The 19,807-nt window shown below is 48.1% G+C and carries 25 protein-coding genes; 9 read left to right on the forward strand and 16 right to left on the reverse strand.

Annotation, left to right across the window (positions count from 1 at the left end; genetic code table 11):
- Positions 1 to 8: 8 nt before the first annotated feature.
- The gene (locus NWF04_08160; GenBank protein MCW4006546.1) at positions 9 to 230 is read left to right on the forward strand and encodes an NFYB/HAP3 family transcription factor subunit; all 222 of its coding nucleotides are present in this window, start codon (positions 9 to 11) and stop codon (positions 228 to 230) included.
- Positions 231 to 408: 178 nt separating this feature from the next.
- Here the strand turns inward: NWF04_08160 and NWF04_08165 are convergent, their stop codons facing one another.
- Positions 409 to 1,158: a hypothetical protein gene (locus tag NWF04_08165; GenBank protein ID MCW4006547.1), complete on the reverse strand. Its 750-nt coding sequence runs from the start codon at positions 1,156 to 1,158 to the stop codon at positions 409 to 411.
- A 100-nt stretch (positions 1,159 to 1,258) separates the two neighbouring features.
- On the opposite strand from NWF04_08165, the gene NWF04_08170 reads away from it, so the two are divergent.
- The 3 genes from NWF04_08170 to NWF04_08180 all read left to right on the forward strand — a co-directional run bounded on the left by NWF04_08170 (position 1,259) and on the right by NWF04_08180 (position 3,640).
- Positions 1,259 to 2,749, forward strand: coding sequence for a radical SAM protein (locus NWF04_08170; GenBank protein MCW4006548.1), 1,491 nt, complete (start codon positions 1,259 to 1,261; stop codon positions 2,747 to 2,749).
- A gap of 22 nt (positions 2,750 to 2,771) precedes the next feature.
- Entirely contained in the window at positions 2,772 to 3,089 is a 318-nt protein-coding gene (locus NWF04_08175; protein MCW4006549.1) for a hypothetical protein, read from the forward strand.
- Positions 3,090 to 3,157: 68 nt separating this feature from the next.
- Positions 3,158 to 3,640 carry a hypothetical protein gene (locus NWF04_08180; protein MCW4006550.1) on the forward strand — a complete coding sequence of 161 codons (483 nt, stop codon included), beginning with the start codon at positions 3,158 to 3,160 and terminating at the stop codon, positions 3,638 to 3,640.
- 1 nt (position 3,641) lies between these two features.
- Here the strand turns inward: NWF04_08180 and NWF04_08185 are convergent, their stop codons facing one another.
- From NWF04_08185 to NWF04_08195, 3 genes are all read right to left on the reverse strand, one after another.
- Positions 3,642 to 4,007 (reverse strand): cyclophilin-like fold protein, encoded by a 366-nt coding sequence (locus tag NWF04_08185; GenBank protein MCW4006551.1) that lies wholly within the window; start codon positions 4,005 to 4,007, stop codon positions 3,642 to 3,644.
- Between the two features lie 114 nt (positions 4,008 to 4,121).
- Positions 4,122 to 5,279: an ATP-NAD kinase family protein gene (locus NWF04_08190; GenBank protein MCW4006552.1), complete on the reverse strand. Its 1,158-nt coding sequence runs from the start codon at positions 5,277 to 5,279 to the stop codon at positions 4,122 to 4,124.
- Positions 5,280 to 5,390: 111 nt separating this feature from the next.
- Positions 5,391 to 6,803, reverse strand: a complete 1,413-nt coding sequence (locus NWF04_08195) for a TrpB-like pyridoxal phosphate-dependent enzyme (GenBank protein MCW4006553.1) — start codon at positions 6,801 to 6,803, stop codon at positions 5,391 to 5,393.
- 73 nt (positions 6,804 to 6,876) lie between these two features.
- On the opposite strand from NWF04_08195, the gene NWF04_08200 reads away from it, so the two are divergent.
- From NWF04_08200 to NWF04_08210, 3 genes are all read left to right on the forward strand, one after another.
- Positions 6,877 to 7,407 (forward strand): amino acid-binding protein, encoded by a 531-nt coding sequence (locus NWF04_08200; protein MCW4006554.1) that lies wholly within the window; start codon positions 6,877 to 6,879, stop codon positions 7,405 to 7,407.
- 174 nt (positions 7,408 to 7,581) lie between these two features.
- Positions 7,582 to 9,240: a thermosome subunit beta gene (gene thsB, locus NWF04_08205; protein ID MCW4006555.1), complete on the forward strand. Its 1,659-nt coding sequence runs from the start codon at positions 7,582 to 7,584 to the stop codon at positions 9,238 to 9,240.
- Positions 9,241 to 9,495: a DNA-directed RNA polymerase subunit K gene (locus NWF04_08210; GenBank protein ID MCW4006556.1), complete on the forward strand. Its 255-nt coding sequence runs from the start codon at positions 9,241 to 9,243 to the stop codon at positions 9,493 to 9,495.
- On the opposite strand, the gene NWF04_08215 is transcribed toward NWF04_08210, so the two are convergent.
- The 3 genes from NWF04_08215 to NWF04_08225 all read right to left on the reverse strand — a co-directional run bounded on the left by NWF04_08215 (position 9,492) and on the right by NWF04_08225 (position 11,971).
- Positions 9,492 to 9,962, reverse strand: coding sequence for a Mut7-C RNAse domain-containing protein (locus tag NWF04_08215; GenBank protein ID MCW4006557.1), 471 nt, complete (start codon positions 9,960 to 9,962; stop codon positions 9,492 to 9,494). The genes NWF04_08210 and NWF04_08215 overlap by 4 nt on opposite strands.
- A 5-nt stretch (positions 9,963 to 9,967) precedes the next feature.
- Positions 9,968 to 11,317 carry a dihydroorotase family protein gene (locus NWF04_08220; GenBank protein MCW4006558.1) on the reverse strand — a complete coding sequence of 450 codons (1,350 nt, stop codon included), beginning with the start codon at positions 11,315 to 11,317 and terminating at the stop codon, positions 9,968 to 9,970.
- Positions 11,318 to 11,398: 81 nt separating this feature from the next.
- Positions 11,399 to 11,971 carry a CBS domain-containing protein gene (locus NWF04_08225; GenBank protein ID MCW4006559.1) on the reverse strand — a complete coding sequence of 191 codons (573 nt, stop codon included), beginning with the start codon at positions 11,969 to 11,971 and terminating at the stop codon, positions 11,399 to 11,401.
- Between the two features lie 279 nt (positions 11,972 to 12,250).
- Between NWF04_08225 and NWF04_08230 the strand changes: the two genes are divergently transcribed.
- The gene (locus NWF04_08230) at positions 12,251 to 12,541 is read left to right on the forward strand and encodes a 30S ribosomal protein S26e (protein MCW4006560.1); all 291 of its coding nucleotides are present in this window, start codon (positions 12,251 to 12,253) and stop codon (positions 12,539 to 12,541) included.
- Positions 12,542 to 12,565: 24 nt separating this feature from the next.
- On the opposite strand, the gene pgsA is transcribed toward NWF04_08230, so the two are convergent.
- Positions 12,566 to 13,171 (reverse strand): archaetidylinositol phosphate synthase, encoded by a 606-nt coding sequence (gene pgsA, locus NWF04_08235; GenBank protein MCW4006561.1) that lies wholly within the window; start codon positions 13,169 to 13,171, stop codon positions 12,566 to 12,568.
- A 220-nt stretch (positions 13,172 to 13,391) separates the two neighbouring features.
- Here pgsA and albA point away from each other — a divergent pair, with 220 nt between their 5' ends.
- Entirely contained in the window at positions 13,392 to 13,676 is a 285-nt protein-coding gene (gene albA, locus NWF04_08240; protein MCW4006562.1) for a DNA-binding protein Alba, read from the forward strand.
- A gap of 123 nt (positions 13,677 to 13,799) precedes the next feature.
- On the opposite strand, the gene NWF04_08245 is transcribed toward albA, so the two are convergent.
- From NWF04_08245 to dph2, 8 genes are all read right to left on the reverse strand, one after another.
- Complete coding sequence (locus tag NWF04_08245; GenBank protein MCW4006563.1) at positions 13,800 to 14,834, reverse strand: DNA primase large subunit PriL; 1,035 nt, start codon at positions 14,832 to 14,834, stop codon at positions 13,800 to 13,802.
- A gap of 13 nt (positions 14,835 to 14,847) precedes the next feature.
- Positions 14,848 to 15,603 carry a proliferating cell nuclear antigen (pcna) gene (gene pcn / locus NWF04_08250; protein MCW4006564.1) on the reverse strand — a complete coding sequence of 252 codons (756 nt, stop codon included), beginning with the start codon at positions 15,601 to 15,603 and terminating at the stop codon, positions 14,848 to 14,850.
- Positions 15,604 to 15,728: 125 nt separating this feature from the next.
- The gene (locus tag NWF04_08255; protein MCW4006565.1) at positions 15,729 to 16,082 is read right to left on the reverse strand and encodes a transcription factor S; all 354 of its coding nucleotides are present in this window, start codon (positions 16,080 to 16,082) and stop codon (positions 15,729 to 15,731) included.
- A 75-nt stretch (positions 16,083 to 16,157) separates the two neighbouring features.
- Positions 16,158 to 16,745, reverse strand: coding sequence for a DUF99 family protein (locus tag NWF04_08260; protein MCW4006566.1), 588 nt, complete (start codon positions 16,743 to 16,745; stop codon positions 16,158 to 16,160).
- A gap of 95 nt (positions 16,746 to 16,840) precedes the next feature.
- Complete coding sequence (locus NWF04_08265; GenBank protein ID MCW4006567.1) at positions 16,841 to 17,122, reverse strand: DNA-directed RNA polymerase subunit L; 282 nt, start codon at positions 17,120 to 17,122, stop codon at positions 16,841 to 16,843.
- Between the two features lie 20 nt (positions 17,123 to 17,142).
- Positions 17,143 to 17,724 carry an exosome complex RNA-binding protein Csl4 gene (locus NWF04_08270; protein MCW4006568.1) on the reverse strand — a complete coding sequence of 194 codons (582 nt, stop codon included), beginning with the start codon at positions 17,722 to 17,724 and terminating at the stop codon, positions 17,143 to 17,145.
- 157 nt (positions 17,725 to 17,881) lie between these two features.
- A complete protein-coding gene (locus tag NWF04_08275; protein MCW4006569.1) occupies positions 17,882 to 18,574 on the reverse strand; it encodes an METTL5 family protein in 693 nt (230 codons plus the stop codon).
- On the reverse strand, positions 18,535 to 19,536 hold the full coding sequence (gene dph2 / locus NWF04_08280; protein MCW4006570.1) for a diphthamide biosynthesis enzyme Dph2: 1,002 nt from the start codon (positions 19,534 to 19,536) through the stop codon (positions 18,535 to 18,537). The genes NWF04_08275 and dph2 overlap by 40 nt, the downstream gene beginning before the upstream one ends.
- Positions 19,537 to 19,807: the final 271 nt, after the last annotated feature.

Consider the following 19,807-nt stretch of genomic DNA (forward strand, 5'->3'; position numbering starts at 1 on the left):
GGTCGTATATGGCTGATTTAGAACTAGCAGTAGCTCCGATGCACAGATTATGCAAGAAAGCGGGAGCAGACAGAGTAAGCGAAGCAGCGGCAAAAGAACTAGCCGAGGCACTAGAATCAATCGGCGTAAAAATCGCCAAAGAAGCCTTAGACTTCGCCATGCACGCAGGAAGAAAAACCATCAAATCAGAAGACATAGAAATCGCCACCAAAAAAGTAATGGGAAAATAAACAGTTTCCCCTCCTCCTTTTTGTCCCCAAAACCCTTCCAGGCACACCCCTCATCTCGAAGACAAAGCACAAACTGTTTTCTTAGCAAACACTCTACCCCCCTCCCCCTATCGTTTCTGCATACAATTAAAAATTGGAACCTAATAAACGGCAAATAGGTTGGGCGCTGTTGGGTGGGTTAGGCTGTTTTGGAGGAGTCCCAGAGGAACTGGAAGTATTCGCGTGCGAATCCGACTAAGCCGAAGTGGTTGCTCCAGATGACGAGGCTGGGTTTGTCTTCGCCTAGAAAGAGCATGGCTTCTTTGCCGTCTGCTATGACGCCGCCGCCAAACATGTGGTCGCGTACGCGCATTTCAGTTACGGTTGGCGTGTTTTTGAGGGTTTGCCAGTCTTGGGGTTTGCCTGCTGCCATAACCTTGACGCCCACGTGTTTTTTCACAGCCAAAAACAGCTGGTCAGCAGAAGCTATAATGGGTTGGGCGAAGATGGGGGCGGCTATCATGATTTCTTTGTTGGCTTTTTTTAGGACTTCTTCGAGTTTGGTTAGGACGGCTTGTTGCCCGTGCAAGATGAGTATGTCGGGGCGTTCGACGATTTCGCGTTTCTCGTACAGCGGCTGGAGGGCTTGGGCGATTGTTTGTTCCCAGTTTTGGTATTTATCTTCAAGGCGCTGTTTGGTTGAGGCGGTAGCCTCCAAAGGAGGCACGGGGTAATATTTGAAAGGACGGGTTTCGCTGCTTTTTATCCAGCCTTTCTCCTTGAGCGAGTTCAAAACCTCATAGATTTTACTGTAAGGCACCTTGGCAAAATCGCTTATCTCCATGGCGGTTAGCGGGTCATTGTAGAGCAACGTGAGGTACGCGTCAATTTCGTAAGCGTTCAAACCCATCTCGTGCAACGCGTCTTTTGTGTTTTCGCCGACAGACAAAACGGTTTCCCCTAAATCACCTTAGTAAACGTTTGGAAAGCTTATTATTTATTACACTTGCCATTTAGAAGTACAACCGTCCAAAGGTCAAGTGAACAGCATGAATGTAATCAAAGATACAAGGTCTCTTTGCCCTGAATGCCTCAAAGCAGTAGACGCTACCATTTACGAAGAAGACGGCAAAGTCTTCATCAAAAAAGAATGCGCCGAACACGGGTCATTCCAAGAACTCTACTGGTCAGACTACGACCAATACATGCGCGCCGAAAAATTCCGCTTCGACGGCGAAGGCATGGAAAACCCGCGCACCCAAAAAGACAAAGGCTGCCCCCTAGACTGCGGCATCTGCCCCGAACACAAATCCCACACCGCCCTAGCCATCATCGACATAACCAACCGCTGCAACCTCAAATGCCCCGTATGCTTTGCCAACGCCTCCGCAGCAGGATACGTCTACGAACCAACCAAAGAAGAAGTCACAAGCATGCTTGAGAACCTACGCGCCAACAAACCCGTACCCGCCACGGCACTACAGTTTAGCGGCGGAGAACCCACCATACGCAACGACCTCATCGATTTTATTCGCAAAGCCAAAGAACTTGGTTTTCGCCACGTAGAAGTTAACACAAACGGCGTACGCATCAGCAAAGACGTTGAATACGCCAAGCAACTCAAAGAAGCGGGTGTTAGCACGATTTACTTGCAGTTTGACGGTTTAACCTCTGAAGTTTACAAGTTCATCCGCGGCATCGACCTGCTAGACATCAAAATGAAAGCCATAGAGAATCTGCGGCAAGCAGGTTTTAACAGCATCGTTCTAGTCGTTACTCTCGTCAAAGGCGTTAACGACGGACAACTGGGCGATATTATCGATTTTGCCGTGAAAAACTTTGACGTGGTCAGATGCATTAACGTCCAGCCCGTCTCGCTTTGTGGCAGATTGCCCCAGCAGGAACGAGAAAAAATGCGCATAACCATCCCCGACTTCATGCGCTTAGTTTCTGAGCAAACAGAGGACAAAATTGCACCCTCAGACTTCTACCCCGTCCCCACCGTAGCGCCCATAGCCAAAGCCGTCGGGTCACTCAAAGACAAGCATTACATCGAATTCACAGGACACCCCCACTGCGGCATGGCAACCTACCTGCTCGTAGATGACGGCAAAATTACCCCGATAACACGCGTAGCCAACGTGGACAAATTCACCGACGCCATGAAAAAAATCTACGAAGATGCCTCGCAGGGACACAAGAACGTCGCAAAACTGCATTTAGTCGGTGCAGCACGGCACGTGAAGTTCAGCTTCCTGCGCAAATACATCCTCAAAGTCCTAACAGAGGGCAACTACGACAGCTTAGGCGACCTGCAGCGCAAATCTTTGCTGCTTACGTCTATGCATTTTATGGACCCGTACAATTTTGATTTGGAGCGGGTGCAGCGTTGCCTGATTCACTATGCATTGCCTGATGGAAGAATCATACCGTTCTGCACGTACAACAACATTCACCGTCCAGAAGTTGAGAAGAAACTTGGCGTACCAATTAAAGAGTGGCAAAGCAAGCATAAGGTTGAAATAACTCAGCCTTTCTAGAACACGGGAACAAGTGATATTCATGGGTGGAAAAAAGAAGCTCGGCTTAAAGCAGATGGAACGTACGCAGGCTAAAACCGACGACGCTAAAAAGAAAGAAAAAGCAGGTCCTCCAAAAGATAGGAAGACCAATATTAACGTGATTCCGCCAAACGCGAAGAACGAGAAAGTCGTCGCTGAAGCGAAAAAGATGCCTGTTCTGACGCCGTATGCAGTGGCTACAAAGTTTAACGTGCGTATTAGTGCCGCTAAAGAGTTCCTAAGTAATTTGGAGCAAAACGGCGCCGTAGAGTTGGTTTCAAGCAGCCACAGCCTCAAAATCTACAAGCCAAACAAGTAGCTGAGCGTTTTTTTCAGCTACCAAAATATCTACCAAAATTCATTTTTCAATTCATAGGAGTTGTAATTGTGGAGTCTTACCCCAAAAGAGTTTACACGCAAGAAGAACATCAACAAGCTAAACAATTAACCGACTCGGGATACAAACACGAACTAACAGTCAAAGGAAACCCCGAATTCACAGAAAAAGTCAACCAAGCCCTTGAACATGCCAAAACGGCAGGGCAATACGAATTCCTACGGACCTACCTGCGCGAAATTATAGAAATCGATGGGTTAACGCAGCTGCGCGAAACCGAAGTGGCAATCTGGGCAAACAAATTCGCCGTTGAAAACCCCGTTGACTTCGCCAGCCTACTGGTGCAAAAAGCGCATCACATGAAAGAGTACATAGACGGTGAAATGTACTACGGCGGCGCCTCAGAAAACCGTACCATACAAAAACGCATGGAATTCTTAGAAACCCTCAAAGAGAAAAGCAGTGACGAAAAAGTAAAAAAAGAGTGCCAACGCCTCTTAGACATGTGGCGTGACAGCTCACTAGCTTTCTAATCTAATCTAGTAACGTAACCCGTATCGGGGTTCCACTTTTTATCTTCTCGAAAATCTCCAGGTTTTTTGTTATCTTGCCCAGTTTGCTTACGGGGCTGTACGGTTGGGATTTGCCATAGAAAATGCACAGGGCACTGCTCATGGGCCAGTACGCTATGGTTCCTGTTTCCACTTTCGCTTTGGCTTTTTCGCCGCCCAGTTGCAGGGGAACTTCAAAGTAGACCTCTTCTTTCCAAAGAGCCGCACGCCCCTCCAAAGGAAGCTTGCCAACAATTGTTTCCACAGTGCGCGGAGCCAAAAACCTAACCAACTCGCCCTCTGCTTCACCTAAACCCTCAACAACAAACTTTATTTTAATTCTAGACACATCTTCGCCCAAACTTCTCAACTCCTAAAACATCTGCCAAACAAAGCCAGACGGGAAGCTAGTACACAAGTCAATATATAACTTTTACAGTAAACCCGCCAGCCACAACACAGGTTACTCCACGTGCAGTTGGCGCACAACCCCATAATCCGAAATCACCCGCATTTTACGTGCCCGCAACTCGGCATCCAACGCGGCGTCGCCCGTGTCCACTTTCAAGCTTTTAAGACCACGCAGTTTGCTCTCAGTAGCAACCACCACCACGTTATCCAAACCCACCCCCCGCAGAACCCGAGGACTTATCTGCTGGTTTCCGCGACCAAAAACAAACCCTTGCCCGCCAATTGGAGTCACCACAACCTGCACCGCCTCAGCCCCACGCAACGCGTCTAAGAGTTGGGTTTCAGTTACGTCTTTGGCTACAATTTTCTTGTTTACAAAAAGGTCAACACCCAGCAGCGTTTTTTTCTGGTCTAGCAGGTCGGCTATGGTTCGGGTGGTGGTTCCAGGACAGATGATGTAGAGGGTGTTGGGTTGCATGTTTTCTATGATGTATAGGGCAAGGGCGGCTTGGTTTTCTAGTTCGCTTTCGGTCATGGGGCTTGCGAGTTTGTTCGTTTGAATCAAATGCGGCTCATAAGGCGCCAGTACGTAACCGTACAGATGAGCGGATACTCTGCCTTCTCGAAAAACCGCTTCGTCAACATCCATAACCTCTGCCTCATGCAAAGGCAACCCCCGCCACAAAAAACGGGCTACAACCCGCGCCGCCGCCACAGGCGTTAGGGCAAAAACCGCGCTGTGCATCTTCACCCCCGTAGGCACCCCCAAAACGGGAACCTGCAAACCCACCACTGACAAGACGTTGCGGGCAGTTCCGTCACCGCCGCAGAAAACCAGAAAATCCACACCTTCCTTGAGCATACGCTGGGCAACCTCGCAGGTATCCTCAGGCACAGTCGACACTTTTGGTTTGCCAAGTACAGTGCATTCAAACCCACACGCGCGGGCTTCAGATTCACCCATATCGCCAGCACCCACCAGCAAATCCAAACCCGATTTCACAGCAGACAACTCGGAAAAAAACGCTTTTGCCTTCAACGGAGCCACAGGCTTAGCCCCCAACGCCAACGCCCGCTCCAAAATCTCCGCACCATCAGTACCCTTAAGCCCCACAGGACCCCCCATACCTGCAACGGGGTTCACGATAACGCCCAACCGTTTTACGGAAAGTTTCTGGGTGTTTGCGTTGCTGGCTTTGTTTTTTTCCATCTACGCGTGCCTTCTGTGTACTAACAGGGAAGCAACAAAATAAAAGCATACCAAGCTGAAAAACAAAGAATTGAGGAGACCACATGTGTGGTCAGTTGTGGTTTGTGGGGTTTATTGGGCTTCGCAGCCGATGAATTGTTTGTTGACTTTGTCGAGCCAGGGGTAGAGTTCGTGGAGTTTGTCCATAGATTGGGCGACTTTTTCGGTGGGGTATTCGTAGGGTTGTAGATTGCCGTTGAAGTATTCTTCGTAGGCTTGCATGTCGAAGTGCCCGTGTCCGCAGAGTACGAAGAGTATGGTTTTTTCTTCGCCTGTTTGTTTGCATCGGACGGCTTCGTCTATGGCGGCTTTTATGGCGTGTGAGGGCTCGGGGGCGGGGATGATGCCTTCGGTTTGGATGAAGAGTTTGGCTGCGTCGAAGACTTCGATTTGGTTGTAGGCTTGGGTTTGCATGTGGCCTGTTTGGTTTAGGATGCTAATTGTGGGGGCAATGCCGTGGTAGCGCAATCCGCCTGCGTGGATGGGGGCAGGCATGAAGTCGTGTCCAAGACTATGCATGGGAACTAGCGGGGTGATGCGGGCGGTGTCACCATGGTCGTACTGGTACTGTCCTTTGGTAACTTTTGGGCATGCGGTGGGTTCGGTGGCGACGAACTGGGTTTCTTTGGGGGCTTTCTTGGTGATTTTGTCGTAGTAGAAGGGCCAAATCACGCCTGAGTAGCTGCTGCCTCCGCCGATGCATCCGTAGATTACGTCGGGGTAATCGTCGACGAGTTCGAGCTGTTTTTTGGCTTCTAGGCCTTCTACGGTTTGGTGGAGCAAAACGTGGTTGAAGACGCTGCCGATTGTGTATTTGGCTTCGTTTTCATGAACTAGGGCGTCTTCGACGGCTTCGCTAATGGCTATGCCAAGGCTGCCTTTATTGTCGGGGTCTTCGGCAAGGATTTTCCTGCCTGCTTCGGTTTGCATGCTGGGGCTGGCAAAGCATTCGCCTCCAAAAGCGTGCATCATCATCTTGCGGTACGGTTTTTGGTCGTAGCTTGCGCGTACCATGTAAACTGTGGCTTTTAAGCCAAACATCATGGCGGCAAAGGAGAGTGCTGAGCCCCATTGTCCTGCGCCTGTTTCGGTGGTTAAGCGTTTGGTGCCTTCTTTCATGTTATAATAAGCTTGGGGGACGGCGGTGTTGGGTTTGTGGCTGCCTGCGGGGCTTACGCCTTCGTATTTGTAGTAGATTTTGGCGGGGGTTTTAAGGGCTTTTTCGAGGTTTACGGCTCGGAAAAGAGGTGAAGGCCTCCAGAGCTTGTATACTTCGCGAACTTCCTCGGGGATGTCTATCCATCGTTCCTTGCTTAGTTCCTGCTCAAGGATAGCTTTGGGGAAAATTCGTGGAACGATGCCAACGCCTGGTTCTTTGGTGTTGGGGTCAATGAATGGGGGGAGGGGTTTGGGGAGGTCAGGGGTTATGTTGTACCATTGTTTTGGTACGTCATCTTCAGGGAGGAATATTTTTCGGGTGGGCATGAGCTTTTTTCACCTTTAATGATGTTTGACACTGTATAGCGTGTTTGGTACTTAAACATACAGGAACATATTTATGCGTTGCTGTACAGAAACGTACCTGATGTGGAATAATATCAAAAGGCACATGGAAGCCTACCCTGAAAGGCTAAAAGTAGCCCACGTCCTAGTCGAAAACGGCCTAAGCATCAAAGACAAAAAAATCTACCTCAACCAAATCGAAATTCCCCCCGTACGCATCGCCCGAGCCGCAAACGTAGACAGACGCACCGTAAACGAAACCACAAACCTCATCAAAAACACCCCCGAACTCAAACAAATCTTCGAAGAAATCCGCCCCGCAGGACACTCCCTCAAAGAAATCGCAAAACACCTCAACTTAGGCGTCGTAGAAATCTCCGTCGAAGACGCCAAAGCCCACGGAATCCTATCAAAAACCGCAACCGCCCTAACAGAAGGCGGCTTAAGCATCCGACAAGCCATAGTCGACGACCCCGAACTCTCACCCGAACCCAAACTCGCCTTCATCGTCGAAAAAAAAATCCCAGGCGAACTCATATCCGAACTTCTTAAAATCAAAGGCGTCGCCAAAGTCTCCGTATACTAATTTGCCGCGCCCACAAACAGCAGTAAACACTAAACATGCAAAAAAGGTGAAATGCATTAACTGATGCATGGTATCAGACCACAGTTTTAAGAAAAACTTTATATGGCAATTATGTTTTGTTGTTGTTCGCATTTAAGGGGTTTATTGGATTTGTCAAATAATCAATCTAATGGAATGCCAATTCTTGTATTAAAGGAAGGTTCAAAAAGGTCCCGTGGAAGAGAAGCGCAGCACACCAATATTATGGCTGCAAAGATTGTTGCGGAAAGCGTCCGAAGTGCCCTAGGTCCAAAGGGTATGGATAAGATGCTTGTGGATAGTTTTGGTGACGTAACTATAACTAGTGATGGACGCACGATTTTGGATGAGATGGATGTGGAAAATCCCGCGGCGAAGATGCTTGTGGAAGTTTCTAAAGCTCAGGATAACGAAGCGGGTGATGGTACAACCTCAGCTGTTGTTATCGCAGGCGAACTCTTAGGCAAGGCTGAAGAGCTTATCGAGAAAAACATACACCCAACCATCATAGTTGACGGCTACAAACTTGCACAGGAAAAAGCCTTGGAAACTTTGGAGAAAATCGCCGTAAACGTTGACCTGCAAAAAGGGGATTACCTAAAACAAGCCGCAGTTACCTCCATGGCAAGCAAACTCGTTGCCGAACACAAAGACTACCTCGCCGACATGGTCGTTAAAGCCATGATGTCCGTGGCAGAAAAAGACGGCGAAGTCTACAAGGCAGACGTAGACGATGTCACCGTGGAGAAGAAAACGGGTGAGTCCCTCAAAGACACCAGCCTGATACAAGGCATTGTTTTAGACAAAGAAGTCGTACATTCAGGCATGCCCAAACGCGTAGAAGAAGCCAAAATCGCGTTGCTGGACACGTCGTTAGAGAACGAGAAAACCGAGTACGACGCCAAACTAAACATTGAAAGCCCAGACCAAATTGAAGCGTTTCTCAAGCAGGAAGAAGAAATGCTCAAAGGCATGGTTGAAAAAATAGCCTCAACAGGCGCAAACGTGGTCATCTGCCAAAAAGGCATCGACGATATGGTACAGCATTTCTTGGCGCGCAAGGGCATTTTTGCTATTCGCAGGGCGAAAAAGTCAGATATGGGAAAACTTGCCAAAGCTACAGGCGCGAAAATCGCAATTAACTTGGAAGACTTGAGGGCAGAGGATTTGGGTTATGCCCAAGTTGTCGAAGAACGCAAGATCAGCGAGGATAAAATGACTTTTGTTGAAGGCTGCAAGAACCCCAAAGCCGTAACCATACTCATCAGAGGCGGAACCCCACGCATGAACGCTGAAACCGAACGTTCAATCCACGACGCCCTATGCGTAGTACGCGACATCATCCAAGAACCCAAGGTCGTTGCAGGTGGCAGCGCTCCTGAAATGGAAATCGCACGCGTCCTCAAACAGTACGCTGAAACCATGCAAGGAAGAGAACAGCTAGCAGTTAAAGCGTTTGCAGAAGCCCTCGAAGCAGTCGCCATAACCCTCACAGAAAACGCAGGCTTAGACCCCATCGACATACTCTCCGAACTTAGGGCAAAACATGAAAAAGGCGAACAATGGGCAGGCATCGAAGTGCTCTCAGGCAAAATCCAAGACATGTCCAAAGCAGGCGTATTCGAACCAATAACAGTCAAAAAACAAATAATCAAATCCGCCGCAGAAGCAGCCATGATGATCATCAAAATCGACGACGTCATCGCAGCCCAAAAAATGAAAGCCCCCCCAGGCGGAGGAATGCCCGGCGGCGGCATGGGCGGAATGCCAGGAATGGGCGGTATGGGTGGCATGCCCGGCATGGGAGGAATGTAAATGTCTGCTCAAGCTAAAGTCGAAGTTGGTCCGCCAAAGGTTACGCGGTTTGAGAAAGCCCGTATCATTGGTGCAAGGTCGCTTCAGATTTCTATGGGTGCTCCTATTCTTACGGATGTGGATGATAGCTTGTCAAGCCCAATTGACATCGCAATTAAAGAGCTTGAAAGCGAAATCTTGCCCATGACAATTAGGCGAACCCTGCCAGACGGCACCTTCCAAGACATCCCGCTGAAATGGCTCAACGTAGCCTAAACCATTTTTTCTTGTTTTTCTTTTGCTTCTTTTAGTGCAGCGCGAATATTTGTCCAGTGTGCACCCTGCCAGTAAACACTCCCGCAAGCAGGGCATAACCAAAAAACATCATAATACAGTAGCGTGTTTTTCTCTACCTTGCCGGCTATGGTGTCTTTTGGGGCAGTTTGAAGGCGGGTGTTACATTTGGGGCAGCGCGTGTTTTCCAAATCAACTTCTAAAGCAATTCCTGTGCACGCGGCGAGGCGGGCTAGGCGCTCTGGCGAGGTGTTGCCTGTTATGTAGCAGGCGGGGAGATTTTTGGCTTGGGCTTGCTGGTAGAGGCTAAAGTCGCGGGTGAGCAAAACACGGTTTTCCGCCTGCGCCAACACTAAAAGCTCTGCATCAGAGAGGGCGTTGGAGTATTTGGTGTCGTAGCCCATCATGCGCAGCCAACGCGCCAACTTCCCGAGCATAGCATCTAACAGGAATTTCAGGCAAAGTCGCCTCGAAGAATAGGGGCGCTGCCTGCTTTAGCTACGATTTCGTGGTCATCCATAACCAGTTGCCCGTTAACGTAGGTTTTTGTGGGTTTGCCTTGAACTTCCCAGCGGTCAAAAGGCGAAAACTTGGTCTTCGAATAAAACGTGGAAGCATCAATTAGGTATTTCTCGTTGAAATCCACAACCACCAAATCCGCAAAGCCACCCTCAGATAAAACGCCCCTGCCAGATAAACCAAAAATCTCCGCGGGCTTTTCCGACAACAACCGCAAAGCCGTATCCAAGGACAACTTGTTTTTGTGCACCAAAGTCAACACCAAAGGCAAAGTGGTTTCCAAACCAACAACACCTGCTTTGATGTCCCAGATGCTGTTGGCATCTTTTTCATCCAATGTGTGCGGGGCATGGTCAGACCCGATAGTGTCAACTTCGCCTTCGGCTATGGCAGTCCAAAGAGCATCAACGTTTTCTTTGCTACGCAGCGGAGGCATAGTCAAAACGCGTGCACCCAAGTTTGCGTAGGCGTCTTTGGAAAGTAGCAGGTGATGGGGGGTTACTTCGCAGGTTATTTTTTTGCCTGAAGCTTTGGCTTTGGAGAGTGCTTGCAGGGCAGGTTTTGTTGAGAGATGGCAAATGTGCAGTTTAAAGTCGGGAATCGGCGAGGTCAACTTGAGCACGTGGTCTACGGCGGCGGCTTCAACTTGTTCGCTGTGGGCTTTTAGAAACGCGGCTACGTCGTGGCGGTTTTGCCGTCTAAGTTTTTCCACTGCTGCCTTGAGGAGTTGGTGGTCTTCGGCGTGAACTGCCACAACCGCGTTTGATTGGGCAACCTGTTCGAAGGCTTCTTTGAGGGCAACATCATCTGTTATGTCTAAGCCGCCGATTTTTTCTGCCATAAACAGCTTAAAACCCACGGCGCCTTGCGTGAGGATTTTTTTGATTTCGTTGGGGTTTTTGGGGAAGGCACAGTAAAAGCCAGTGTTAACTACTACGCGGCGAGAAGCTTTTTCCATGCGGGTTTTCAGGGAGTCGGCGTTAATGGTGGTGGGGGCGTTGTTTGGCATATCCAAAACCGTGGTTACACCTCCTGCTGCTGCGGCTTGGGTTCCCGTGAAAAAGGTTTCTTTGTAGGCGTTATCTTCGTCTCGCAAGTGAACATGAGAGTCAATAACTCCAGGCAAAACGAGCAGGTTGTGCAGGTTGGTTTTTTCGTCGGCTTTGGGCATGTGGGTTTCTTTGCCGATTTTGAAAATTTTAGTGTCTTCGATGGCTATGCAGCAGTCAACTATTTCGCCTTTAAGGTAAGCTTTGGCGTTGGTTAGTACGGTGTCAACAATCAAGAATACTCGCCTATGCTATGAAAGGAAGAGGGGGTTTATTTTGGTTATTCACACGCGCAGGATGTGCTTGAGAAGTAGGGGTTATTGGGTGTCTGCGCGGCATTCTTCGCACAGGTATTGTCCGTCGACGTTTTTGAGGTCTTCGGAGTAGACGGTGCATTGGTCGCAGTAGCCAGTGAGGGAGGGTTCTTCAAGGTCGACTTCTTCAGAGTTTTCGCATGCGATGCGGGAGCGTTCTTGGATGATTTCGATGAGCTCAGGCATGATGCCTAAGACGTCTTTGCTGGAGATTAACCCGACTAGGTCGCCTTTGTATATTACGCCAAGTCTTCGAATGTCTAGGCGGCTCATTCGACGCGCGGCATCGCTTATGGTGGCTTCAGGATCTATGGTTGCTAGGGGGGCGGTCATTATGTCTTTAGCTTTCACGGTGGCAGGTTGAAGGTTCTTGGATAAAACCCGCATGACCAAGTCACGTTCAGTTATGATGCCCAAAGCTTTGCCTTCCGGGTTGGTTACGATAACACAACCAAAAGCGTTCTCTTCCATGAGCTTTGCAATGCGGTTTGAAGGAACTTCTTCATCAGTAGTCACAACGGGGCTGCTCATAACATCTTTAACCAGCATCCTTGGCCTCAACCCAATTTCAGACAAACACTACACCTCCAAATTCAAGCCAGACTAACCATACAACTCAAAAAAGAGAACGCATAATTTAAGAGTTTTCCAACATCTACAAAGACAACAAAAGAATAAGCCACACAAAACAAAAAACATTTGTCCAAATAAACAAAAAACCCAAAACAAATTTTCAACATAAAACTACGCTAAAAACACGCCAAATACTCTATCAAGTTTTTTGTTGCCCCAAGAACATGTATATAAGGCAGTAGATGGACTATTTGTTTACGAGTTAAAAAGAGGTCCCAAAAAGTGCCATTTAAACGGAAAAGCCGAGGAAGAGCAAAAGGAAGTAAAGGAAGCAGTAGCTTAGTTCAATGCGGAAGTTGCGGACAGATGGTGCCGCGTGACAAAGCGAAACGGTCTACTCGCCGCGTGTCTTTTGTTGAGCCTCAACTAGCCAAGGAACTTAGGCAAAAAGGCACATACCTAGCATCTTGGGTAGACACGAAATACTACTGTATATCCTGTGCAGTCCACCGTGGCATCGTCAAAGTCAGAGCCGAAAACGAACGCCACACAAAATACCGCAGACGCCAATAAACCAGCCTTTTTAACAGGCAATTATTATTTTTCCTTTGTTTTCAAGATTTTGTAAACGTGCAGTGCTCTTTGTATTACGGTAAAGTTTGCCAAAACCGCAATTAAGATGACACCTATGTTTAGGGCGGGAAGCCAGAAAATCGCAACTAAGCTAGCTCCAGCAATTATCAAGAGGCGCTCGGCGCGTTCAGCCAACCCGACGGATTCCATTTTTATGCCCGCTGCTTCAGCTCTTGCACGGCTGTAGCTAACCATCAACGAACCAGCCAACGCAAGCAACCCAAACAGCAAATCACACAAGCCACTAAGAAGTATGCCCATGAGCAAAAACGCGTCAACATAGCGGTCTAGCATGGAATCAAAAAAGCCGCCAAAAACGCTGGTTTGCTTGTATGTACGCGCGATTATGCCGTCTAAAGCATCACAAAAACCCGAGGCTAAAAGCAAAACCACGGCGACAAGCAAGAACAAGGGTTGCTGGGGAGTGGTAACTGCGTAGGCACCAGCCGCAAAAAAAGACAAAACAAACCCGATTATGGATACGATGTTGGGGGTTAAGCCTATGGCGTGGGCGGCTTTTGCTTGCGAAGAGAGCATTTGTTGAACCCGTTGTTTTAGTTTAGTCAGCATAGGCAAAGTCGTAGTTTGTATGTTCACAGTCACTATTAAAGCTGGACTAAAAGCAAAAACAAGCGGTCAAGCTAAAACTTTGCCGCCTCACCTACGGCAGCGTTTTCCCACAGAACATATAAGGAAGGGAGTTCACCTACATAAAATCAGTAACGCTCTGTCGCGGACAGACGCACGCAGACCCGGCAACGTTACATAAACACAAAAGGAGTAAAATAAAATGGCAGAAAATGCAGACGTTATCTTCGTCGGAAACAAACCTCCCATGAGCTATGTTCTGGCAATAATCACAGCTCTCTCATCAGGCACACCCAAAGAAATCACACTGAAAGCCAGAGGCCAAGCAATAACCACCGCAGTCGACGTGGCTGAAATAGCCCGAAACCGCTTCGTAAAAGACCTCAAAGTAAGCAAGATCGCCATCGGAACCGCTGAGATGCCACCACGAGAGGGAGAGACCAAAAGCCGCATGGTTTCCACGATGGAAATAACACTAAAGAAGTAAACCCAAAGCAGAGCAACTAACTCACAAACCTTTCTTTCATTTTTTAAACCCCACAAAACATTTTCAACATCCAGGTTCTGTTCAGCACGTAACTTGTTCTCTAAAAGGAAAAGGTAACTGAGCTTAGGCAGGTTTGGGTTGTTTTCGTTTGTAGTAGACTAGGGGGTGGCGTATGTGTTGGCAGAGTTGGTCGGGGTTGGTGCAGACGCCGTGGGTTTTTAGGGTGGAGCAGCTTGGGGGGGTGTATTTGGTTCCTGAGCCGCGTTCACCAGCTATGTGTTCAACTTGGTAGAGGGTTAGGCGGGCGTTGTAGTCAGAGAAGGTTTTGAAGACTTCGGCGACTTTTTCGGAAGGCATGCCGATGGTTACAAGAAAGGAGGTTAGGGCGAATCTGCCTATGTGGGAGAGGTGGCGTCCATTTGTGGCGGCGTCTTGCAAGGCAACTATGCAGGGGGGAAAAGCGGATTGGGAGACGATTTTGGGGAAGCCGTCCATTTCGGATTCGCCGATTTTTTCTTTTGCTAAGTCGGTTATGTACTCGGCGATTTGGGTGATTTTAGGTGGGAAATCTGGGAGTTCTTTGGTTTCTAAGCGTTTTTCGATGCGTCTTTGGATTTCTTCTTGCAGCAGGCGGGCTATGTCGTGTTGGGGCAGGTAAACTTTGCCGTTTGTTAAGAGGCGGTTGACGAGTTTCCAGTTTTCGTCGCGCAAATGAGTGATGTTTCGCAGGTAATCAGCAACCCCAATCACAAAATCCAAGGCAATTTCGGGGTCTTTGTTTAGTTGTATGTCCCAGTCGAAATCTTTTGCTATGGCTATGAGGCGCTGGTTTGATTCGTGTTGTAGTGCGCTAAAAGCTTCCTTAGCCTCCGCCAGCGCGTAACGTTTCTTGATGAAAGAGTTCTTGGTTGCCAAAGCCAAGATAATTGCCACAGGAAAAGAGGGAATTTCCAAATCATTTGCTACGCGTTCGCCTGTCCACACGTACAAAACCGCGTTTTCCAGCCTTTCCTTGGCGCGGTTAAGGATACCGCTCAGTTCGGGGCTGTCTAACTCGTCAATGTCTAAACCGATAAGTTGCAGGTACGCAGCAGTTTCTTTTAAAAAAGGGTATTTGGCTATGTCGTTGGGAGTGAAACTTTGAGTTTCTTGCGACATACCCTTGGCTCTACTACTCGGTTTCTATGCGTGGCGCTAGGAAAAAGGTTAGTTTGCCTTCGATGGTTTGTTGGAAGTCTATGCGAACGGGCATGTCGCTGGAGAATTCTAAGGTGGCTATGTCGCTTGTGGCGGAGGCGGCTTTGATTATTTCGGAGAGGTAACTTAGACTGAAAGTGGCTTTGGATTCTTCTTTGACGTCTAAATCCAGTAGGGCGTCGTTGCCTTTTTGCAGGGTGATTGTTGCGCCCATGAGGTCGCCTGAAGCGCTTAGCACCAGTTTTTCTGGGTCAGCTTCGAAGCGCACGTGGTCACTTACCAGACCTGCGTCGTCTATGGCTTGACTTAGACCCTGAGTGGTGGTTTTGGCAACAACGTTAAAGGTTATCTTGGGGGTGGGAACCTCTTCTTCGGATGCTTCCAGCGTGGGCATGTTGAATTTTCTTGTGTATTTGCCCGTGATTTTAACTTGCAACCGACCCGTCTTATCATCTAGGGAAAGCTCGACGGCTTCGTCTTTGCTGGCGCGTTTAAGCAGTTTAAGCAACTCACTTATGTTTATGCACATAGCAGAGGATTCAGAGCAGTCGTACTCTTCAAAAATGCTTTTTGGCCATTCAAAATCAATCATGGCAACCCGTGAAGGGTCCATTGCACGCAGTTTCAAGCCGTCAGTTTCAATCTTGAAGGTGGCTTCGTCAACAAGAATAGAAATTGCGTTAGCCATGTCTTTTAGAAGTTTGGCGTCGGATACTTTGAGCTTAAACATTCAGGGTTCCTCTGTTCTAGTGCAATATGCTGTATGATTATTTAGATTTATGCTTTAAGGAAGACGCGGGTACATAAACTGTTCTAGAAGCTACAAAACCCAAACAAAAGGGTAGAGGGGGGATTTTAGCTGTATTCGCGGAAGGTGTAGTTGCATTTTGTGCAGCGTAGGAACTGGGTTGAGGATTCATCTGAGCCGCGGGTTTGTACTTGCCAGACGTAGGCGGTGTTGTTTCCGCATTTGGGGCATTCAATTCTGACGGTGGGGAGGGTTCGTAGCTTTTGCTCTTCTTTGCCGATGACTGCTACAAGCTGCTGGGGGTTGTGATGTATCACTTTTGCTATTGGGGGTTCAATTTTTTGGGGGGCTTCGGGTTTTTTGTATCCGCACTTGGAGCAGACAAGAGCTAAGGAGGGTTCCTTGCCAGCCTTGGTTTTCTTGGGTTCAAGACGGGAACCACATTTGGGACAAAATTCCATAGTTCTTAACTCCCTTTTCCGCTCTTTTCTAAGCATAATAACTTTTAACGTTTTCGTAAATGAGTATCCAACGTTCTATATAGAGCTTGTTCCAGACGCCACCAAATGAGCCACCCGCAAAGCTTCAGGAAGCACACTTCGAGTCGCAGTCAACTTCAAAACCGATTTCGCAAGCTCAGAGGGTATTCCTGCAACCTCAAAATACAAAGGCGTCTTCGCATCACGCACCCGAACATCAAAAAGCTCGCCAGCATTAAGAACCCCGCGCCAGCGAACCTCACTGTGAGGCAAATTAGATAGGGCAACACGGATTTTCTGCAAATCAGGCTTTTTATGCGTCACCGCAATAACGGGCACCCCAGTTTTTTCATAGAGCTCTTTTATGTCAACAACGTTAAACCCTGCAAATGTTATGCCGTTAAGCAGTATAACGCGCAGTTGCTTGTAGTAAGGCGAATTAACAATCATGCTGCTTATGTTTGAGGTAGCATCCAAAGCATCCACAGTTATGGTTGTGCTCATTACGCCTTCAAGCCAGTAGCCGCCCCTAAAAACCACACCCACCACACGAACCTGCTTGTTAGAGTGCGGCGTAAACTTGCCATCATCTATGCCCACAACGCGGATTTCAGGCTTTACAACACGCAACTGCCTACGAACCAACAGCACCCCACCTAAAAAGTAGAGAAACACGCATTATAAAATTTAACATAAAACAAGAAAGAAAAATACAAACCGGTAGGGAAGCAAAAGAGTGGTTAGTCGGCGAGGGCTTTTTCGAGTGCTTTGTTGAATTCTTGGTTGGCTTCGCGTGCTTTTTCTGCGGCTTGCATGAGGGCGTCTACGGGTTTGGCTTTGCCTTTCATTCGAACGTAGATGATGGGGTCAGAGGCTAAGGGGTGGGGGATATCGTAGCCTGCTTGGTCAACGTTTGGGTCTTCAAGCAGCTTCTTTTGCAGCAGGTTGCATACACCATGACCAACATCTTTGATTTCGATTTTGAGTTCGTTTTCGGTTTGTTTTAAAACGTTAATTTTCATTTTCTTGTGACCTCTTCGTTTTAGATGGCGTCGCTTCCGTAGTCAGGTGCTAGTTTGCGTCGTTCGCGGTTGCCGCATCTTGCGCAGTGCAGTTCGTGGCGTTGCTGCTCAAGTAAGTAGCCGCAGTTGGAGCAAAACGCGTGAAGTATGCCAAGGGTGCGGTCGGCGGTGGTTAGGTGGTAGACTTGGTTTTTTGAACTAATAACTTTGGCACGTATGATGTCGCCAGGTTTGCATACGTCACTCATGGAGTTAACGTAACGGTCGGAAACATCGCTTACATGCAAGATGCCGCTAAACACGCCAGACATTTTCTTTTTAGCGCCCACTTCAAAAATACGAACCAAAACGTTGTCGGATTGCGCGTTACCAACTTGCCCAACAACAGTTACACCTGCCTTGGGAACCACGGCGCCTTGAACAACAGGATAAACAGAAACACGCTTGTTTAACAGGTCCATAAGAGCCCTGCCAACGATTTTAGAGTAAATCACGCCATCTTTAACATAAGTTCCAGCGTCAGGAATGAACTCTTCAATAACACCCAAACGCTCACCGGGAAGAACCAACTGCCCGCTTTTCTGGTCAGATTTCAAAGCCATCGAAATATCCCTTTACCTTAAACACAAACATGCTATTTTGAACGTTAGCTAAACGAGTACATCTCATAGATTCGCTGCTGTGCAATAAACCTTTTGATTTGAGTTAGAAAGAAAAACAAGAAAGCTAAGAGGCTACCACGGGTTATATATTGGCAAATCAGTTTCTGATTACGTAGAGGTCAGTTATGATTTCTTGTTTGGCTTTGGTGTGGAAGTCGAACATGTGAGGAATTGTCATGAGTAGGGCGTAGGTGGCTTGAATTGTGCCGCCGTGTTTTTCGATGAATCTTTGAAGAAAGGGTGAAGGCGCAACTTGGAGTAGTCCATTGTTTGCTTTGATTTTTCCTATCAGGTGCTTGTCAGTGTAGGGGTGATTATGAAGCGAATAAACTGCGTTGCCTACTTCAAGGGCTTTTGATAGAAAACGCCTATCAGCCGCATGTTTTTGCACTCCAAAGGGCGGATTTTGCACAACCGTATCAAAAGAGCCCGCTATAGCGTCTATGTCGCCTGTCGCCCAGCCAGTTTTTTCTTTAAAACCCAGTGCAGACGCGTTCTCGTGGGCGGTTTTTGCTGTGGGCTTGTCAAGGTCTATGCCTACAACTGATGCGGCGCCTAGAAAAGCTGCGCCTAAGGCAAGTCTACCTGTGCCACAACCCAAATCCAAAACACGTTTGCCTGCTATGTCACCATAGTTGTAGGCGGCTAAATAGAGCAAATTTGCTGCTACATTTGGGGGGGTGGTGTATTGCTCAAGATGCGCTTTTGGCGTAGTGTGAGGCTTAATTGTTGAGAGGAAGCGCTCTAGATCTAGTTTGCGAATAATCCGTTTTTGAGCAGGTTCTCCCATGAGGATTCGCCAGTTAGCACTTTGAACTCATTTACTGTTAAAAGGGGTTTTTTGAATTTTGAAGCATCATCAAGTGAGATGCGCGGGCACGCAGTGTTCACGTACGCATCTAAAGTGGGAAATTCCAAGAGCACTTCAGGCACGATTTCGCGCACCGACAAAAGACAAGCCGCTTTGCCCAGCTTTTCCAATGCAGTTTTGATTTGCAGGGCGTCTTCAAGGTGTTGCTGTCCAGGCTTTGAGCTAATCAGAACCCCAAAGGTTTTGGCTTGCTGGGCTTCGTGGATGCTGGCGTAACGCTGCCGAATAATCTTTTGCACTTCATCCGTTAGGGTGTAGGCGGTGTTGTCGTAGAGGTCAGCGACTATGGTGGGTTTAGAGGTGGAAAGCGCAACACCTAAAGCATGGAATTTTCCTCCGCCCACAAACAAGAAAGCATCCACTTGCGTGGCTACGGATTTGACGTTGCTAAAGTCGCAGCCCATCACCTGCCCTGCGTAGGATAAGCGGTGGGCGTCTCCGATGATTACGGTTTTTCCTGCGCGAACCAGAATTTCCCTAGCCAGAGCCAAAGTTTGAACGTGCTGCACGGTTGTGGCTAACCCGATTTTGTCATACCCAGATAGCAAATCAAGTGAAGCATGTACGGCGTGGTTGATGGGTATGGTTGAACGGGCTTCTACGTAAACGGTGGGTAAGCGCGTGTGTTTGAGAAGTTTTGCGTGTCCAAAGTGGATGATGAGGTCAACGCCAAGGGCTTCAGCGTCAAAAGTTGCTAGGTCACAGGCGCCATAGCAGGGGTCAGCTGAAACTATGGGCAAAGACCCCGCCTGTTCGACAAGTTTTGCCAGCCGCGGCGCTTCAGGTTTGAAGCCTTCAGGCAACTGGAGCAAAACACGTTTAGCACCAAACGTTGCAATCTCTTGCCTGATGCGTTCTTCTTCAAAATCAAAACCCTTCAAGACACCACTTACCCAGCAACAATCAAAATAGCGTACCAAAGCAACGTTATAAGGATAACGCGAACACACCTGCCATAACAACCCGCATCAGGAAGCTTCCAAGCTTAACAAAAAACAGAAAACAGTTGGGAATTGGATACGAAAAATTGAAAATCAAAGACATAAAGGGTTTGCTGGGGCTCTGGAACCAAATAGGAGAGAGAATGAAACTGCAATGACCCTGCTGCTAACGCGTAAATCATTGCTCAGAGCCCACTCAGCCCCTTTTAGA

This window comes from Candidatus Bathyarchaeota archaeon, assembly GCA_026014465.1.
Taxonomy (GTDB): domain Archaea; phylum Thermoproteota; class Bathyarchaeia; order Bathyarchaeales; family Bathycorpusculaceae; genus JADGNF01.

What these genes read in the sequence shown, in the direction of transcription:
- NWF04_08190 (MCW4006552.1), bottom strand. Translation starts at nt 5,279, where the DNA reads ATGGAAAAAAACAAAGCCAGCAACGCAAACACCCAGAAACTTTCCGTA.
- NWF04_08275 (MCW4006569.1), bottom strand. Translation starts at nt 18,574, where the DNA reads ATGGGAGAACCTGCTCAAAAACGGATTATTCGCAAACTAGATCTAGAG.
- NWF04_08210 (MCW4006556.1), top strand. Translation starts at nt 9,241, where the DNA reads ATGTCTGCTCAAGCTAAAGTCGAAGTTGGTCCGCCAAAGGTTACGCGG.
- NWF04_08265 (MCW4006567.1), bottom strand. Translation starts at nt 17,122, where the DNA reads ATGAAAATTAACGTTTTAAAACAAACCGAAAACGAACTCAAAATCGAA.
- NWF04_08200 (MCW4006554.1), top strand. Translation starts at nt 6,877, where the DNA reads ATGCGTTGCTGTACAGAAACGTACCTGATGTGGAATAATATCAAAAGG.
- NWF04_08175 (MCW4006549.1), top strand. Translation starts at nt 2,772, where the DNA reads ATGGGTGGAAAAAAGAAGCTCGGCTTAAAGCAGATGGAACGTACGCAG.
- NWF04_08270 (MCW4006568.1), bottom strand. Translation starts at nt 17,724, where the DNA reads ATGGCTTTGAAATCTGACCAGAAAAGCGGGCAGTTGGTTCTTCCCGGT.
- NWF04_08255 (MCW4006565.1), bottom strand. Translation starts at nt 16,082, where the DNA reads ATGGAATTTTGTCCCAAATGTGGTTCCCGTCTTGAACCCAAGAAAACC.
- NWF04_08195 (MCW4006553.1), bottom strand. Translation starts at nt 6,803, where the DNA reads ATGCCCACCCGAAAAATATTCCTCCCTGAAGATGACGTACCAAAACAA.
- NWF04_08170 (MCW4006548.1), top strand. Translation starts at nt 1,259, where the DNA reads ATGAATGTAATCAAAGATACAAGGTCTCTTTGCCCTGAATGCCTCAAA.
- NWF04_08160 (MCW4006546.1), top strand. Translation starts at nt 9, where the DNA reads ATGGCTGATTTAGAACTAGCAGTAGCTCCGATGCACAGATTATGCAAG.
- pcn (MCW4006564.1), bottom strand. Translation starts at nt 15,603, where the DNA reads ATGTTTAAGCTCAAAGTATCCGACGCCAAACTTCTAAAAGACATGGCT.
- albA (MCW4006562.1), top strand. Translation starts at nt 13,392, where the DNA reads ATGGCAGAAAATGCAGACGTTATCTTCGTCGGAAACAAACCTCCCATG.
- NWF04_08245 (MCW4006563.1), bottom strand. Translation starts at nt 14,834, where the DNA reads ATGTCGCAAGAAACTCAAAGTTTCACTCCCAACGACATAGCCAAATAC.
- thsB (MCW4006555.1), top strand. Translation starts at nt 7,582, where the DNA reads ATGCCAATTCTTGTATTAAAGGAAGGTTCAAAAAGGTCCCGTGGAAGA.
- pgsA (MCW4006561.1), bottom strand. Translation starts at nt 13,171, where the DNA reads ATGCTGACTAAACTAAAACAACGGGTTCAACAAATGCTCTCTTCGCAA.